This is a genomic window from Noviherbaspirillum sp. Root189 (assembly GCF_001428545.1).
Classification (GTDB): domain Bacteria; phylum Pseudomonadota; class Gammaproteobacteria; order Burkholderiales; family Burkholderiaceae_D; genus Noviherbaspirillum.
In genome coordinates this window covers 1-14,613 of the sequence record NZ_LMHZ01000008.1, presented here as the reverse complement: position 1 = coordinate 14,613, position 14,613 = coordinate 1, and the positions used below count along the sequence as shown (strand labels likewise).

The window sequence follows — 14,613 nt, the reverse complement described above, 5'->3', positions numbered from 1 at the left end:
CACCTCCAGTTGCGCAGCGGGAAACAGCCATTGATCGGTAGTAGCAAAGAGAATGTAATAGTGCAACATAGGACCTCCTGTAAAGATATATCAACAGGACTAGCACGATCCATGCCGCATCGCACCATCGATCAAGCCATTGATATTCCTTAAAAATTATTGGATTAGACCGAATATATGCTGCAAATGCACAACCTAAAAGCCATCCTTCCTCAGTCACGCTATTCTGGTTTTGTAATCGCTACCGATACAGTTTCCCTTTATTTCAAATTGTTCAATTTGCAAGCGCATCCAGACACACAGTGCTGCTGACAGCATGTAATCCATGGCAGGCATTGCGCTTCCTCACGCACAATGTGGCATAGTCGCCACATCGCCTGCCGAACCATTTTGGCCTTACTGTTCAACTAACACGCAACATCCTTGGTCAACACTACTCATTCTCCCAGCCCCAAAGAAGAACGCATCTTCCTGCTGACCCTTGCCGGTATCCAGTTCACGCACATCCTTGATTTCATGATCATGATGCCGCTCGGGCCGCAACTGATCCGGGTACTGCATATCGATACCCATCAATTCGGATTACTGCTCTCGTCGTACACCTTTACCGCCGCCGCGTCCGGATTGCTGGCAGCGACCTATGTCGATCGTTTCGACCGGCGCAAGTTGATCCTGACGCTGTATGTGCTGTTTATTGTGGCAACCCTGTGCTGTGGACTTGCGCCTGATTTTGTTTTCCTGCTGATCGCGCGTGCGCTGGCGGGTGCGTTTGGCGGCATACTTGGCGCCATGGTGCAAACTGTCGTGGCGGATGTGGTGCCCTTCGAGCGGCGCGGCCAGGCGATGGGAACCATCATGTCCGCATTTGCGCTGTCGACCGTCGCGGGTGTTCCGCTTGGCTTGTTCCTGGCCTCGCACATCGAGACGCTGGGCTGGCGGGCGCCGTTCTTTTTCATCGTGCTGCTGTCCTGCGGCTTCCTTGCAGTAGGCTACCGTTATCTGCCTTCATTAACCGGGCACCTGCGGCGTTCCGATGCGGGCAACGTCTTCCGGCAAATCTATGCGGTGGTGAGGGAACCCAATCACATGAATGCCTATTTCTTCATGTCGCTGCTGATGCTGGGTGGATTCACGGTGATCCCCTATGTCGCGCTGTACTACACCGCGAATGTCGGCATGACCGAATCCTTCATCACCGTGATCTATTTATGTGGCGGTGCGGCGACCTTCTTTACCTCACGCCTGATCGGCAGGATGGCAGACCGTTACGGCAAGCTCCGGACTTATCGCGTCGTCGCGCTGGCGTCGCTGTTGCCTTTGCTGGTGACGACGCATCTGGTGCCTGTGCCATGGTGGGCCGTGCTGATCAATTCGACGATCTTTTTCATCCTGGTGCCAGGGCGCATGGTGCCGGGGATGGCCATGATTACCGCTGCAGCGGCGCCTCAAGTGCGCGGCACCTTCATGAGCATCGCTTCATCGGTGCAGATGATGGCCTCGGGACTGGCTTCGCTGGGTGCCGGTTTGATCATCACCCGCAATGCTGCGGGACAGATCGAACATTACAACCTGGTTGGCTATCTGGCGTTCGGTTGCACGCTGGCGGGGATCTGGGTGGCGCAGCATTTGAAAGTCGCACCATCGGCTACGCCGGTCACACGACCGGCTTAGGCTTGGAACTTGTCTGACGCGTACAGCGAGCAGCCGTATGTTGCGCCAAGCATTGCAAGCGCAACATAGGCAAATCCGGAACACGCAGCTGCTTATCAAACACCGGAACACCGCGTGACCGTGAATGGATTTATTTGGTCGGCTTTGACTTGCGGCTTGACGACGCCGTCTTTGCTGCCGGTTCGACCTTGTCCTTCGATACGCTTTTTGCGGAAGCCTTGGGCTTGCTGTTACCGTTGCCGTTACTGTCAGGGCTATCGCTCGTCTTCGGCACTTCCGTCATCGCATTGCTGACCGCCTGCTTGAATTGGTCCTGCAGCATATTCCACCATGCCGCCGCATTGACCAGCGGCGCGGTCAGACTTGCCGCGTCGATTTCATCCTTGCTGGTCGGTTCGGGCGCACCCTTGCGTTTCTCGCCGGCCTCGTCATCAGCCTGGCCGGATGTGCTTGCGGCGCTGCTGTGACTGCCGGCGCCGTTACCACCACTACCATTGGACGCACCTGCAGTTCTAGGCTTGGCGGCATCGGCCCCGGCCTGCATGGTGGCGGTGAACGTCTCGCTCATCGTCTGCAAAGTGGAAATCGTTGCGGCCTGGACTTCGAGCGCCTGTATCGTGCCGCGCAGCATGTTCATATTGAGCGTCAGCCAGTTTTCCACCGCCCTGAGATCGGCAATCTTCTTGTTGATTTCTTCAACGGACAGAGTCGGCATGACCATGCCCGGTATATTCATTCCCGGAATGTTCATGCCGGGCCCATTTTTACCCGGCATGTTCATGCCGGGAATACCCATGCTTCCCCACAGATTTTTTACGAAGTCCAATGTATCGGTCATCGCACCCATTCCGGGAAAGTTCGGCATCTCCGGTTTAATCATGAAAAACCTCCGCGTAGTGAAAAGCTGACGTAGGCGAAAACTCGCCAGTTCCCGGAAGTATGCACCCGGCCGGGCCAGCTGTCATGTGAGAACAATCAAAGACCGGCGGCGCAAAATACGCTTTGCCGCACGTCGCGACGTCCTTGCCGCAATGAAACTTGACGTCTGCCCACGATGACGGCGCAGAGGTTGCTACACTAGCGGAATGATCGATTTTCCGCATTCTGGCAGACCATCCAAAAAGCACCGGGCGCCGCGCATCGTTGTCGTCCTGGTGGTGACTGCATTCCTGCATCTACTGGTTTTTCAATGGGCAGAAGGACGTCTCGGTCTGCCGTCCCTGCAAGGCGAGCAACAGGCACCCGTCATCACCATCGCGCTGAACGAGGCTCCCCCTGTCCCAGTAGCAACCCCTGCACCGCCGCCAAAGAAAACGATTCCAAAAAAACCGCGCCCTGCCAGACCGAAGCCGCCAAAACCACCGGCAGCATCGCCACCACCTCCGCCTGAAGCCGCGCCGGCGCCCAACCCGGACGCACTCGCGCAGCTTGCACCGGCCGGCATGGAAGCACCCGGTACCAGCGTGGAAACACCCGTGGTGGTGGCCACGCCTGATACGGCAGATTCGGCGGAACCGACGCCACTCTCTCCCGCCGAGAGCACCGCATCTGCCACTACCGAAGCACCGCAATACCCCGTTGCCTTGCCGCCTTCCGCACAACTTGACTATGACGTGATTGCATTGCGCGGCCAACAGAAATGGTATGGATCTGGAACCTTCGTCTGGGAAAGCGCAGGCGGGCGTTACAGTATTACCGGCGAAGCCAATGCCTCGCTACTGCTGATCAACCTGACTGTGCTGCAATTCAGGAGCGAGGGCTTGATCAGCGAACAGGGCGTCGCCCCGCTCCTGTACAGCGAAAAGCCACGGAACAAGTCGCAGACCAATACCCATTTTCAGCAGGAAAAGCGAAAAATTACCTTTTCCGCATCGGAAGCCGTCTACCCTTATCAGGGTGGCGAACAGGATCGCGCCAGCGTGATGTGGCAACTGGCCGGCATCGGTCGCGGCGATCCGGGACGTTTTGTGCCGGGCGCAGCGTTTGATATCGTGGTGGCCGGCGCTCGCGACGCTGAAACATGGCGCATCGGCGTGATTGGCGAGGAAGAGATCGAGACGCCCTTCGGCAAGATGAAAGCCTGGCATGTACGGCGTGCGCCTCGTCAAAAAGCTTACGACCAGATCATCGACATCTGGCTCGCACCGCAACAGCAATGGTATCCGGTCAGGCTGCGCCAGACATCGACCAACGGCGACTATCTGGAAATGTCCTTGTCCAATCTGAATGCCGGCATACCGCCGGCGACACAAACCAACTAACGATGAATACACTCATGCGAACGATGGCTGCGGCCGTCCTACTGTCCGGCTTGCTAGCGGGCACGGTCGCGGCAAACGCGGCCACCAAACCCACCACGGCAATTGCGGTGCCGGTAGCATCTGTGGTGCCTGTAATACCTGTGGCGTCCGCAAAGCCGGCGACAAAAGCGAAGATCAGTTTCCCCCCTTCGGCTGACCTGTCCTATTCCATACAGGCAAAACAGAAAGGCATGCCGATCGAAGGCGATGCGGTCATGCGCTGGAGCATGACGGGCAATTCCTTCAGCATCAGCAATGAAGCCCGCGCGATGATCGTCGGCAAAATACTCGATACGAAAAGCGAAGGCCTTATCGATGCTGATGGGCTGGCGCCCACCAGCATTACGGAAAAACGCTTTCGGCGCCCGGCGACCACCACATCTTTCGATCGCTCGGAAAACCGGATTACCTTCAGCAGCTCCGACGAACAATATCCCATCCAGGGCGGCGAGCAGGATCGCAACAGCGTGATCTGGCAACTCGCCGGGGTCGCCCGTGGGATGTCCAAAAAGTTCAAGACGGGCTTTGTGTGGAAGGTGGTCGTAGCGGGTCAGCGCGATGCGGATGAATGGGTGTTCAAGGTAGTCGGCCAGGATACTATTCACACGCCGCTGGGCGAACTTAACAGCCTGCATGTGCAGCGGGTGCCGACGCCCGATTCGAAGGACCAGCTTCTCGACATCTGGCTGGCGCCGACGCTGGAGTGGTATCCAGTGCGCGTACGCTACAGCGAAGATAACGGCGACTATATCGAACAAACCTTGCAGGAACTGAATCGCAAGACACCGTAAGCCATAATCTGCGTAAGCACCGTCAGCAAGCCCGACAGTTCCGACTGATTCGCCAGGTCGTACGCATTGCAGCCGATGCCAGCGGAAAGATTCCTGATCATCGCGGCCTGCTTCTCCATTTATTTTTTGATCCGACTCATGACTACCAACAACGGCGCACTCGTTCTTTTCAGCGGCGGACAGGATTCCGCCACCTGCCTCGCCTGGGCGCTTTCCCGCTATGCGCGCGTGGAAACCATCGGCTTCGACTACAAGCAGCGGCATGCCATCGAACTCAGCGTGAGACCTGCCTTGCTACGGACAATGCGGTCGCTGTCGTCGGACTGGGATACCCGGCTGGGCGATGACCATATGATCGACCTCTCGCTGATTGCCAGCATTTCCGACACTGCACTGACACGTGATGTCGCAATCACAATGCAGGACGACGGCTTGCCCAATACCTTCGTGCCGGGGCGCAACCTTCTGTTCATGACGGTGGCTGCCACCGTCGCCTATCGCCGTGGACTCGATGTATTGGTCGGCGGGATGTGCGAAACCGATTTTTCCGGTTATCCCGACTGCCGCGACGATACGATGAAAGCCTTGCAGGTAGCGCTCAATCTGGGCATGGCGACACGTCTGAAGCTTGAAACTCCGCTGATGTGGATCAACAAGGCCGAAACCTGGAAGCTTGCCGCTGACCTTGGCGGCCAGGCGCTGGTCGATGTGATCCGGGCTGACACGCATACCTGCTATCTCGGCGAACGCGGCGCACTGCATGACTGGGGCTATGGCTGCGGGACCTGCCCTGCCTGCGAGCTACGGGCACGCGGCTATCGGGAATACATTGCGAGCGCAACCTGAACGTTCATGCGGTGTAAGGAAACTCAAAGACTCGCACGATAAGATAGGTGCTTCACATGGCATGCCGATAGTGTCGGTGTGCCGTTCATGGGCAGGATTTGCCCCACCAGTAAGTACGATACCCGCTCGCCACCATGCTGATCGCCATCCTTACCGATATCCATGCCAACCGTGAGGCGTTCACCGCCTGTCTTGCGCATGCCGAAGAGCGCCGCGCCCAACGTTATGCCTTTCTGGGTGACTTTGTCGGCTACGGCGCCGATCCGGGCTGGGTGGTCGATACCGTGATGGAGTACGTCGCCGACGGTGCGATCGCGGTGCAGGGAAACCATGATGCCGCGATTTCACAGGCGGCGGGCAAGAACATGAATCCCCAGGCACGCGCAGTGGTCGAATGGACGCGTTCGCAGCTCAATGAACAGCAGCGCAACTTTCTCGAGCAACTGCCCATGACGCAGGAGACCGGTCATTGCCTCTTCGTGCATGCTACCGCGGCCGACCCGCACAGCTGGGAATACATTACCGGCACGGTGGAGGCGCTGAAGAGCATGTACGCGACGCAGTGCCGGATTACCTTTTGCGGACACGTGCATCAACCGGCCTTGTACAACATGTCGCCGACGGGCAAGGTGTCGTCCTTCGTGCCGACCGGCGATAGCAGCATTCCTCTCGGCACACAGCGGCACTGGCTGGTACTGCCCGGTTCGGTCGGCCAGCCGCGCGATGGCAATCCCGCCGCTTGTTATGCGCTGTATGACGATGTCACACATGAGCTGATCTATTTCCGCGTGCCGTATGACTACGATACGGCGGCGGAAAAGATTCGCTCCGCCGGCTTGCCGCAAAGCGTCGGCAATCGTTTGCAGCACGGTCTGTAACGCATGCTGCGTCTCGAGGCAGGCATGGTGGTTGACGGTTTCCGCCTGGAAGAGCGTCTGCACAAGGGCGGCATGGCCATGCTCTGGCGCGTCTCGCGAGAAGAAGCGCCTGATGACCCTCCCCTGCTGATGAAAGTCCCGATACTCGGCGACAACCACGATCCGGCGGCGATCGTGGGTTTTGAAGTCGAGCAAATGATCATGCCCAAACTGAACGGTACGCATGTGCCGCATTTTGTGGCATCGGGCGACTTTACCGGACAGCCATATATCGTGATGGAACTGATTGCAGGGACATCCCTGCGTGCGCGTTTCGACGACTCGCCGCTGCCGGTCGACGAAGTGATCAGCATCGGGATTCGTGTCGCCAGCGCCTTGCACAATCTGCACCGACAGCAGGTGATTCACCTGGACGTCAAGCCGAGCAACATCATGTTTCGTGAAAACGGCGAAGCGATCCTGATTGATTATGGCCTGTCGCGCCATGACAGACTGCCCGATCTGCTGGCCGAGGAATTCCGCCTGCCCATGGGTACCGGACCGTACATCTCGCCGGAACAGGTGCTGCATATTCGCAATGATCCGCGCAGCGATCTGTTTGCGCTGGGCGTATTGCTTTACCACCTGGCGACAGGCGAACGCCCGTATGGGTTTCCAACGACTGTATCCGGGCTGCGGCGTCGCCTGTACCGTGATCCGGTACCGCCACGCGCACTGAATGCAAAGATTCCCCCATGGTTGCAGGAGATCATTCTGCGCTGCCTCGAAGTGGACCCGGGTTCACGCCACGATACCGCGGCACAACTCGCATTTGAGTTGCAGAATCCTGATCAGGTACAACTGACCGCCCGCGCGGACAAGCACGCAAGGGATGGTTTTTTTGTCGTCGTACGCCGCTGGTTCCATGCGGTCGGCATGGAAGCCTCATCGCAGCAATCGGCAGGCCAACAGCTGACGCACGCGCCCATCATCGTCGTCGCGATCGACTTGTCGTATGGTTCGGAATCGCTGGCCGAGGCACTGCGCACGGCCGCGCGTCGCATACTGCAGACGGAACCGGGTGCCCGCCTCGCCTGCATTACCGTGCAGAAGACCAATCGCATCGGCATGGATGAGGTGGTCGACCGTCAGGGACGCAATATCCATGTCAAGCATCTGGTCGGACTGAAGCACTGGGCGCGGCCGCTGGCGATCGCGCCGGATAAGATCACCTACCATGTGCTGGAAGCGCCTGACCCGGCATCGGCCATCGTCGACTACGCGAGAGTCAATGATGTGGACCACATTGTGATCGGTTCACGAGGAAGGTCGGTGCTGCGTCGTTACCTCGGCAGCGTATCGTCGCAAGTCGTGGCACAGGCTGATTGCACGGTCACCGTGGTCAAGAGTGCGGGTGGCGGCTGAGGTCCAGCAGGCTGGGTTGGCTGGGCTGCCTTGTCTGAATTGCTTGAAGCGATTGAATGGATTGATCGAGCGGACTGACTTGATCGACAAAGCCCTTCAGCCGCTTTATTAACGACAACGCATTCGGTACTGCAGCACCGTTAGCAGTATTGTCGAACACGCACCAGACCTTGCTGCCCCCGTCCAGATAAGCTCTGATACGCACGGCAAGCTCGTCAAGATACGTGTCCGTGTAGGCGGAGTAATACATTTCCGGCGAGCCGTGCAGACGCAGATACACAGTTGGCATGTGGCCAGCGATGTCGTCGATCGGCACCGTGCTCACCTGGGGATCAGCGATCACGTACGAGACCTTGCGGTGATGCAGCAGGTCGGCGGCGACCGGCGTGAACCAGCTCGCATGGCGCGGTTCGCAGACCACGTCGACGTCGATCATTGTTCGCAGGTCGACAAAGAACCGGTGCGCAACATCGGCATCGAACGCAAGGCGCGGCGGTAATTGCACCAGCAGGCAATCGAGCTTGTGGCCAAGATTGCGTACTTCGCCGACAAAGCGCTCGAGCGGATCGGCGACATCCTTGAGGCGCATTTCATGCGTAATGATTTTGGGGACCTTCGCCGAAAAGCGAAAGCCGGCAGGCACGCTGTCGCGCCAACGTGCATACGTCACCGGACGATGCGGCCGATAGAATGAAGTGTTGATTTCGACACCCGTCAGCACGCGCGCGTATCGTTCGAGGTGGCTCCCTTCACCACCGAACTGGTCGGCCACCGTGGATGGAATTCCCCAACCCGCGCAGCCGATGAAGAGCGAAGACTCCAATGGGTTTTGCATGCAAAGATTTGATAGGACTTGATATCTGATCAATAGGCAAGCACGCCGCAGCGCACCAATTTTCATCATGCATGTGCTGGTCAGACATTGTGCAATGCAAGTTGATCCGTATCAGAAGCGGGAGCACAATCTATTTGCAGCACTCAGAGACCAGACCCGCAGTTGGAACACATGTTCCGCGCAATGTAATGAATCGCGCAATGCTTTGAGATTTATCGCAAGGCGTCACCGGTATCACCCGTACCGCATGAACGTCTAATACCATGGACCGTGGGTCATGGATCTCATGCGACTAACGCAACTATCGTAATAACGAACGTAACTATCGCAGCTTGGGCAACTCACTCGACTGACTTGATGCGCCGGATTTTGCCAAACATTTTCAGCAGGAACTTCATGATCAGCATGCCATCCGATTGGCTCACACGACATCATTTGCGCCAGACATGATTCCCTGAACCGCCATCGCTGTGTTCAGGTTTCCAGAAAATCGCTGCACCCTATCGAGGTATGAAGGGAGTCTTGCATGAAAGCGCACGACGACGAAATCTTGGACCGCCTGGTCTTTATCGACCGCACGATCATCCATGCCGTGCAGGCATGCCACTCGGATGCAAGCGTTCCTCAAGAACTGAAGGAATGCGTGAGCAGGCTGCGACAGCGTTCCAGCCAGGCACAGCAGGCATTGCACGCACGCGACGAACCTCGGATGCGGCAAAGCGTCGATGAGCTCGCGCGGCTCAGCGATGAAGCACAGCATCGCATCCATCCTTACGACGGCATGAACTATGCGGTCAAGAGTGCCGTGATTCTGACGCATATCGAATTGTCGGCACTGCGTTATCAACTTACCTGAAAGGCAGTTTGACATTGCGCTTGAACGCCGGTTTGAAGACGCGGGCCTGCGTTGCGACACGTTGGGAGAAGCGGAGAAGCAGGGAACCACGAAATCAGCGTCCGGCACCGGCAACATGACCGGCCAGTTCAGGCTCGGCAACGATGACGCGATTGCGACCTCCGTTCTTTGCACGATACAACGCGTCGTCGGCGCGCTTGGTCATGGTTTGCACGCTGTCGTCCGGGATATGGCAGGCAATACCGGCGGAAAAGCTGACGGCAATCCCTTGGGCGATGGTGTTCCAGTCATAGGCACTGACGGCCGTTCTGACCCTTTCCATCGTGGTGAAGCCGGCGTCGAGCGATGTTTCGGGCAACAGTACGGCAAACTCTTCGCCACCGAGACGCCCGAGCGCATCCACACCACGCAACGCCCCACTGGCGATCCCGCACACCACCTTGAGCACCTCATCGCCGACCGGATGACCATAGTGGTCATTTATGTTCTTGAAAAAATCCAGATCCAGCATGACCAGGCAGAACGGCCGTCCGGAACGCTCGCTGCGCTGCATTTCCATCTCCGGACGTACCTGGATAACTGAAGCGGTCGCCGATACACCACAGCGTGACGGCGGAAACAACGCCGTAGATCAGCAAGAACTATGGGCCGCCATGCACCAATTGTAACGTTGGCGTCACATAGCTGTAGTCCGATGCCAATCGAGAACCGTCAGCTTGGCAATTTAGCATCCGATGGAAGCAGAAAGGAAGATGATTGCAGGAGAAAGCCCACTTCGAGGTGTAACAAGGCGTAAATGCCTTGGTGAAACAACGGGGCTCTGCTTACATTTGAATCGTTCGAGCGAGCTTTTGGAGAATGTGATGCACTACATCCTGGCATGCATGGTAATCGGTACCGTGTTTGGTGCCGGACTGGCAATTGCCACTGAACAGACACCCAATCCCGCCGCGTCACCAGCAACCAAGCCGCAGCGGCATCTCGCGAAATTCGATGAGCAATTCAAGGCAGCGGACATGGATAATGACGGCGGCTTGACCATGGCCGAGGCCCGGACCGCCGGCATGGAGCGGATCGTCAATAATTTTGAGCGCCTGGATATCAACAAGAATGGCAAAGTGACGCGCGAAGAAATTCGCGTCCTGTTGCGCAGCCGGCTCTCCAGTTAGTGGCTAGCGTTTTAGCACGGTAGCCACTAAGCCCCTCCTTGCTCAGCCCGCCATCTTTGGATTGGGCGGCAGGTTGATCTCGCCGGGCAACAAGGTGTTGGCAGGCAGCGCCTCCTGATCTTTCAGGCGCTCGTAGATCGGCGTGAAATCGGGCGCGGTTGCCTTAAACAGCTGCTCGAAATCGCGGATCACAAAATACGTTTCCTGGTACGAGTCGATCTTGTACAGCGTACGCATGATGCGTTCGATGTCGAGCGGAATTCGACGCGGCGCGGGATCTGTCAGGCAATACTCTATTTCTCCGCCCGATGACAAGATGCCAGCACCATAGGCGCGCAAGCCTTGCGGGCTTTCAATCAGTCCAAACTCCACCGTGTACCAGTAGAGCCGCGCAAGATGCGTGAGACCATCGGTCTTGAGCGCCTTCAGGCCGCCCTGCCCATATTGCTGGATGTAATCGGCAAAGACCGGATTGAATAGCAACGGCACATGGCCAAAGAAGTCGTGGAAGACATCGGGCTCGACGATGTAGTCAAATTCATGGGCTTCGCGTAGCCACACGGTGACTGGAAAGCGGCGATTGGCCAGATGCTCGAAGAAGGTCAGCTCCGGCACCAGGCCGGGCACGGCGACCAGTTCCCAGCCGGTGGCCTTATGCAAGGCTTCAGTCGTGCGATCGAAACGGGGAATCTCTTCGCTGGCATCCATCTTTGCCAGGCTATCGATGAACATATCGCAAGCACGCCCCGGCACCAGCTTTGCCTGGCGCTGATAAAGCTTTTTCCACAACGCATGCTGTTCAGGCGTGTATGCCGACCAGTCCTGCTGGACGATATAGTTTGCGTCGCAGCGGCTGTAGTCGCCGCGCAGCGTACCGCCATCCGACTTTTCTTCAAGCGTCTTGAAAAAATCCGCCTGGTCTACTGTGGTGTTCATGTTGATGTCTCCGTGACTTGTACTTGACCGCCAGTCCATCACCGTAAATCTCGTGGATGACATGGCAAAAGGATGAAGACAGTATAGTCAAGACGCCAAGGCATAAAATTGCGATGATTGCGCTCTTCATCGGATTATGGGCAATAATATTGCTCCATATCGCACCAAAGAGGCTGAACATGCCAAAAATTAACCTGGACAAGACCGACCGAAAAATCCTTTCCATTCTGCAAGCGGATGGCAGGCTGACGAACCAGGAAATTGCCGAGCGCGTCAACCTGTCGCCTTCGCCTTGCCTGCGGCGGATCAAGAACCTTGAAGAGAACGGCGTTATTCGTCAGTACGTAGCCCTGCTTGATCCGGACAAAATCGGGCTGGGACTGCTAGCCTATGTCAATGTACGGCTGGAGAGGCACAACGATAGTCATCCGGCCGGCGGACATTCGCCACGCGCCGATTTCGCTGCATCGGTCGCAAACTGGCCCGAGGTTGTGGCCTGCTACGCGATGACAGGCGAAATGGATTATTTGTTGCGAGTCCATGTGGAAGACATGGAGCACTTCTCGCAATTCATGATGGAGACGCTGCTCAGGCATTCCGCAGTAATGGACGTGAAGTCGAGCTTTGCGCTGCAGAGGATCAAGGATACGACGGCGCTGCCATTGGTGTGATGAGGGCGCCGCCGCAGTAGGAAGATGGCCTACTTTCCTTTCCTTCCCGGCAAGCGATTCCACCACTTGAGCGCCGCCTTGGTATTGGCCTTGAACCCGTAATCAAAAGTCGCGAATTGTTCTTCCATGGCTTCCGCCAGCATCGTTCCCGGACTCGCAGGTTGTAGCTTGAGATAAGCGTCAGCTTCCCCGTATTCGCGATGAATCTTCATGCCCGCTTTTGCGGCGATATGAATCATGGTCTGGTTGGAAGACAGGCAATGCATGTACAAGGTATCGACATCCTCATTACGGCAACGTATCGCCGCCCGTTCGAACAACCGCGAACCGATGCCCATGCCGCGCGCATTGGACGACACGGAAACGCCGAACTCAGCGATTCGGGCCTTGAGTGTCGCGTTATGCAGAACCGGAGAAGTCTCACGCGCGGTAAAGGCCAGATGTCCGACACCCAGCAACCGCAGGTTGTCGTCATACACGCCAAACACGGTGTCGCGTGAAAAATCCAGCTTCTGCACATAACGGGTAATCAACTCATCAGGCAGTACCGTGCCGAAGCGAAGCAATCGATCGCTGTCGTCGAGCGCAAGAAAATGCATCAGCAAGCGGCGCCTGTCGCGTTCGGACAGTTCCTTGACGCGGACTACAGGGCGGTCCGTGCCAGTAGCAGTGGTAGTACTCATGGTGGCATCAAGCCTTCCAGATCAATCGATTTCATGCCGATTCCTGCAGAAATTGGGTTTGTGCAATGCACCATTGCATTGTAGGCCATATGCGCAAACACCGCAGGAGACTGCCTTCTATATACGTGCAGGTTGAGAGTAATCAATCGTCACAGGCGATATTTATCCGGACTGTTACGTAAAACCCACAGTTGCGACGCGCACCATCGTCGGCAAAGAGTGCATGGGATATTCTTTCCGTACGTAAACTTTTTGATACATTGAGGGGACAACATGATTTCGTTGCGACGCAAGGCACTTGCGGCACTATTGTTAGGCGGAACGTTAATTGCGGCATCGGCAGAAGAAGGCGTCACTGACAACACGATCTTGATCGGGCAGACCGTGGGGATCACCGGCACGGTCGCTGGTCCCGTGAAGGAAATGAATGAAGGCGCGAACGCCTATTTCAATCAGGTCAATAAACAAGGCGGCATCTATGGTCGCAAGATCGAGATGCGCATGCTCGACGACAAGTTCGACCCTGCCCTGACACTCGCCAATGCCGAAACCCTGATCAAAAAAGACCGTGTCTTTGCGTTGTTCCAGGGTCGTGGCACGCCGCACACAAAAGGCATCCTGCCTCTGCTTGAGGCGAACAATGTCCCGCTGGTCGCTCCCAGCACCGGCGCAACGATCTTTCATCAGCCGGCGCACAAAATGTTGTTCAACATTCGCGCGAAATATCAGGATGAAGTGGTACGTGCCGTTGAGCACTTCACCACCATCGGGATTCAGGCGATTGGCATCCTGCATGTGGACGATGCCTTTGGCCAGGATGGACTGGAAGGTTTCCAGAAAGCGATGGCGGCACGCAAGCTGCAGCCCGCTGCCGTCATCAAGTTTGGCCGTGTGAATCCGGATAACGCTGCGGCGGCTGCCGAGGTGGTGAAAGCGAATCCTTCAGCGCTGATCATCGTCAGTTCCGCCAAAAACACGATCGATGTGATCAAGGCGATTCGTGCGGCGGGAAGCCATACGCAGATCATGACCTTGTCGAACAATTCCTCGGATGCTTTTGTGAAGGATCTGGGCAAGGCTGGCAACGGTGTGATTGTGTCGCAGATTACGCCTGCACCGCATTTGGTAACGACCAAGCTGGGGCAGGAGTTTAGTTCGGCCGCAAAGGCATCGGGAGCGACGATTTCGTATGCGGCGATGGAGGGATATGTGAATGCAAAGGTGCTGGTGGAGGGCTTACGGCGTGCAGGACCGAAGTTGACGCGTGACGGGTTTGTGCGGGCGCTGGAATCGATGCAGAGGGTGGATTTTGGTGGGTTGATGGTGACGTATGGGGCGGGGGATCATACGGGGAGTGAGTTTGTTGAGTTGACGATGATTGGGAAGGATGGGAGGTTTGTTCGATAGGGGTTTTGTTGTTTTTGTTTTGGGATTTTCTTCGGTGGTTCTGGGCTGTTTGTTCTTCGTGGATGCTTGCCGGGACTGGCCCCGGCGGGCCACTTACCTTCTTTGCTTCGCCAAAGAAGGTAAGCCAAGAAAGGCGACCCCGCTTCGCCGCCCTTCGGGTTCCCAA

15 protein-coding genes are annotated in these 14,613 nt (G+C 56.8%); 10 read left to right on the top strand and 5 right to left on the bottom strand.

Features of this window, described 5'->3' with window-relative positions; translation table 11 throughout:
- The first annotated feature begins 423 nt into the window (after positions 1–423).
- Positions 424–1,671, top strand: coding sequence for an MFS transporter (locus ASE07_RS05805; protein ID WP_057289865.1), 1,248 nt, complete (start codon positions 424–426; stop codon positions 1,669–1,671).
- A gap of 130 nt (positions 1,672–1,801) precedes the next feature.
- Here the strand turns inward: ASE07_RS05805 and ASE07_RS29400 are convergent, their stop codons facing one another.
- A complete protein-coding gene (locus tag ASE07_RS29400; protein WP_057289864.1) occupies positions 1,802–2,551 on the bottom strand; it encodes a PhaM family polyhydroxyalkanoate granule multifunctional regulatory protein in 750 nt (249 codons plus the stop codon).
- A 205-nt stretch (positions 2,552–2,756) separates the two neighbouring features.
- Here ASE07_RS29400 and ASE07_RS05795 point away from each other — a divergent pair, with 205 nt between their 5' ends.
- From ASE07_RS05795 to ASE07_RS05775, 5 genes are all read left to right on the top strand, one after another.
- Entirely contained in the window at positions 2,757–3,932 is a 1,176-nt protein-coding gene (locus ASE07_RS05795) for a DUF3108 domain-containing protein (protein ID WP_057289863.1), read from the top strand.
- Between the two features lie 2 nt (positions 3,933–3,934).
- Positions 3,935–4,762 carry a DUF3108 domain-containing protein gene (locus ASE07_RS05790; RefSeq protein WP_162256862.1) on the top strand — a complete coding sequence of 276 codons (828 nt, stop codon included), beginning with the start codon at positions 3,935–3,937 and terminating at the stop codon, positions 4,760–4,762.
- Positions 4,763–4,900: 138 nt separating this feature from the next.
- Entirely contained in the window at positions 4,901–5,608 is a 708-nt protein-coding gene (gene queC / locus ASE07_RS05785; RefSeq protein ID WP_057289969.1) for a 7-cyano-7-deazaguanine synthase QueC, read from the top strand.
- 134 nt (positions 5,609–5,742) lie between these two features.
- Complete coding sequence (locus ASE07_RS05780) at positions 5,743–6,486, top strand: metallophosphoesterase family protein (protein ID WP_057289862.1); 744 nt, start codon at positions 5,743–5,745, stop codon at positions 6,484–6,486.
- Between the two features lie 3 nt (positions 6,487–6,489).
- Positions 6,490–7,890, top strand: coding sequence for a serine/threonine protein kinase (locus ASE07_RS05775; RefSeq protein WP_057289861.1), 1,401 nt, complete (start codon positions 6,490–6,492; stop codon positions 7,888–7,890).
- Here ASE07_RS05775 and ASE07_RS05770 read toward each other — a convergent pair.
- Entirely contained in the window at positions 7,868–8,725 is an 858-nt protein-coding gene (locus tag ASE07_RS05770) for a DUF72 domain-containing protein (protein ID WP_156396414.1), read from the bottom strand. The genes ASE07_RS05775 and ASE07_RS05770 overlap by 23 nt on opposite strands.
- A gap of 526 nt (positions 8,726–9,251) precedes the next feature.
- Between ASE07_RS05770 and ASE07_RS05765 the strand changes: the two genes are divergently transcribed.
- Complete coding sequence (locus tag ASE07_RS05765; RefSeq protein ID WP_057289860.1) at positions 9,252–9,581, top strand: hypothetical protein; 330 nt, start codon at positions 9,252–9,254, stop codon at positions 9,579–9,581.
- Positions 9,582–9,675: 94 nt separating this feature from the next.
- On the opposite strand, the gene ASE07_RS05760 is transcribed toward ASE07_RS05765, so the two are convergent.
- The gene (locus ASE07_RS05760; RefSeq protein ID WP_057289859.1) at positions 9,676–10,134 is read right to left on the bottom strand and encodes a GGDEF domain-containing protein; all 459 of its coding nucleotides are present in this window, start codon (positions 10,132–10,134) and stop codon (positions 9,676–9,678) included.
- A 310-nt stretch (positions 10,135–10,444) separates the two neighbouring features.
- On the opposite strand from ASE07_RS05760, the gene ASE07_RS05755 reads away from it, so the two are divergent.
- Positions 10,445–10,750 (top strand): hypothetical protein, encoded by a 306-nt coding sequence (locus ASE07_RS05755; protein ID WP_057289858.1) that lies wholly within the window; start codon positions 10,445–10,447, stop codon positions 10,748–10,750.
- A gap of 42 nt (positions 10,751–10,792) precedes the next feature.
- On the opposite strand, the gene phhA is transcribed toward ASE07_RS05755, so the two are convergent.
- Positions 10,793–11,686, bottom strand: coding sequence for a phenylalanine 4-monooxygenase (gene phhA / locus ASE07_RS05750; protein WP_057289857.1), 894 nt, complete (start codon positions 11,684–11,686; stop codon positions 10,793–10,795).
- A 179-nt stretch (positions 11,687–11,865) separates the two neighbouring features.
- Between phhA and ASE07_RS05745 the strand changes: the two genes are divergently transcribed.
- Positions 11,866–12,357: an Lrp/AsnC family transcriptional regulator gene (locus ASE07_RS05745; RefSeq protein ID WP_057289968.1), complete on the top strand. Its 492-nt coding sequence runs from the start codon at positions 11,866–11,868 to the stop codon at positions 12,355–12,357.
- A 29-nt stretch (positions 12,358–12,386) separates the two neighbouring features.
- On the opposite strand, the gene ASE07_RS05740 is transcribed toward ASE07_RS05745, so the two are convergent.
- Positions 12,387–13,040: a GNAT family N-acetyltransferase gene (locus tag ASE07_RS05740; protein ID WP_057289856.1), complete on the bottom strand. Its 654-nt coding sequence runs from the start codon at positions 13,038–13,040 to the stop codon at positions 12,387–12,389.
- Positions 13,041–13,313: 273 nt separating this feature from the next.
- Here ASE07_RS05740 and ASE07_RS05735 point away from each other — a divergent pair, with 273 nt between their 5' ends.
- A complete protein-coding gene (locus ASE07_RS05735; protein WP_057289855.1) occupies positions 13,314–14,447 on the top strand; it encodes an ABC transporter substrate-binding protein in 1,134 nt (377 codons plus the stop codon).
- Positions 14,448–14,613 lie beyond the last annotated feature (166 nt).

Excerpts from the sequence above, each read along its gene's own strand:
- ASE07_RS05780 (WP_057289862.1), top strand. The coding sequence starts at position 5,743 with ATGCTGATCGCCATCCTTACCGATATCCATGCCAACCGTGAGGCGTTC.
- ASE07_RS05775 (WP_057289861.1), top strand. The coding sequence starts at position 6,490 with ATGCTGCGTCTCGAGGCAGGCATGGTGGTTGACGGTTTCCGCCTGGAA.
- ASE07_RS05760 (WP_057289859.1), bottom strand. The coding sequence starts at position 10,134 with ATGCAGCGCAGCGAGCGTTCCGGACGGCCGTTCTGCCTGGTCATGCTG.
- ASE07_RS05745 (WP_057289968.1), top strand. The coding sequence starts at position 11,866 with ATGCCAAAAATTAACCTGGACAAGACCGACCGAAAAATCCTTTCCATT.
- ASE07_RS29400 (WP_057289864.1), bottom strand. The coding sequence starts at position 2,551 with ATGATTAAACCGGAGATGCCGAACTTTCCCGGAATGGGTGCGATGACC.
- ASE07_RS05735 (WP_057289855.1), top strand. The coding sequence starts at position 13,314 with ATGATTTCGTTGCGACGCAAGGCACTTGCGGCACTATTGTTAGGCGGA.
- ASE07_RS05765 (WP_057289860.1), top strand. The coding sequence starts at position 9,252 with ATGAAAGCGCACGACGACGAAATCTTGGACCGCCTGGTCTTTATCGAC.
- ASE07_RS05795 (WP_057289863.1), top strand. The coding sequence starts at position 2,757 with ATGATCGATTTTCCGCATTCTGGCAGACCATCCAAAAAGCACCGGGCG.
- ASE07_RS05770 (WP_156396414.1), bottom strand. The coding sequence starts at position 8,725 with ATGCAAAACCCATTGGAGTCTTCGCTCTTCATCGGCTGCGCGGGTTGG.
- phhA (WP_057289857.1), bottom strand. The coding sequence starts at position 11,686 with ATGAACACCACAGTAGACCAGGCGGATTTTTTCAAGACGCTTGAAGAA.
- queC (WP_057289969.1), top strand. The coding sequence starts at position 4,901 with ATGACTACCAACAACGGCGCACTCGTTCTTTTCAGCGGCGGACAGGAT.
- ASE07_RS05740 (WP_057289856.1), bottom strand. The coding sequence starts at position 13,040 with ATGAGTACTACCACTGCTACTGGCACGGACCGCCCTGTAGTCCGCGTC.
- ASE07_RS05790 (WP_162256862.1), top strand. The coding sequence starts at position 3,935 with ATGAATACACTCATGCGAACGATGGCTGCGGCCGTCCTACTGTCCGGC.
- ASE07_RS05755 (WP_057289858.1), top strand. The coding sequence starts at position 10,445 with ATGCACTACATCCTGGCATGCATGGTAATCGGTACCGTGTTTGGTGCC.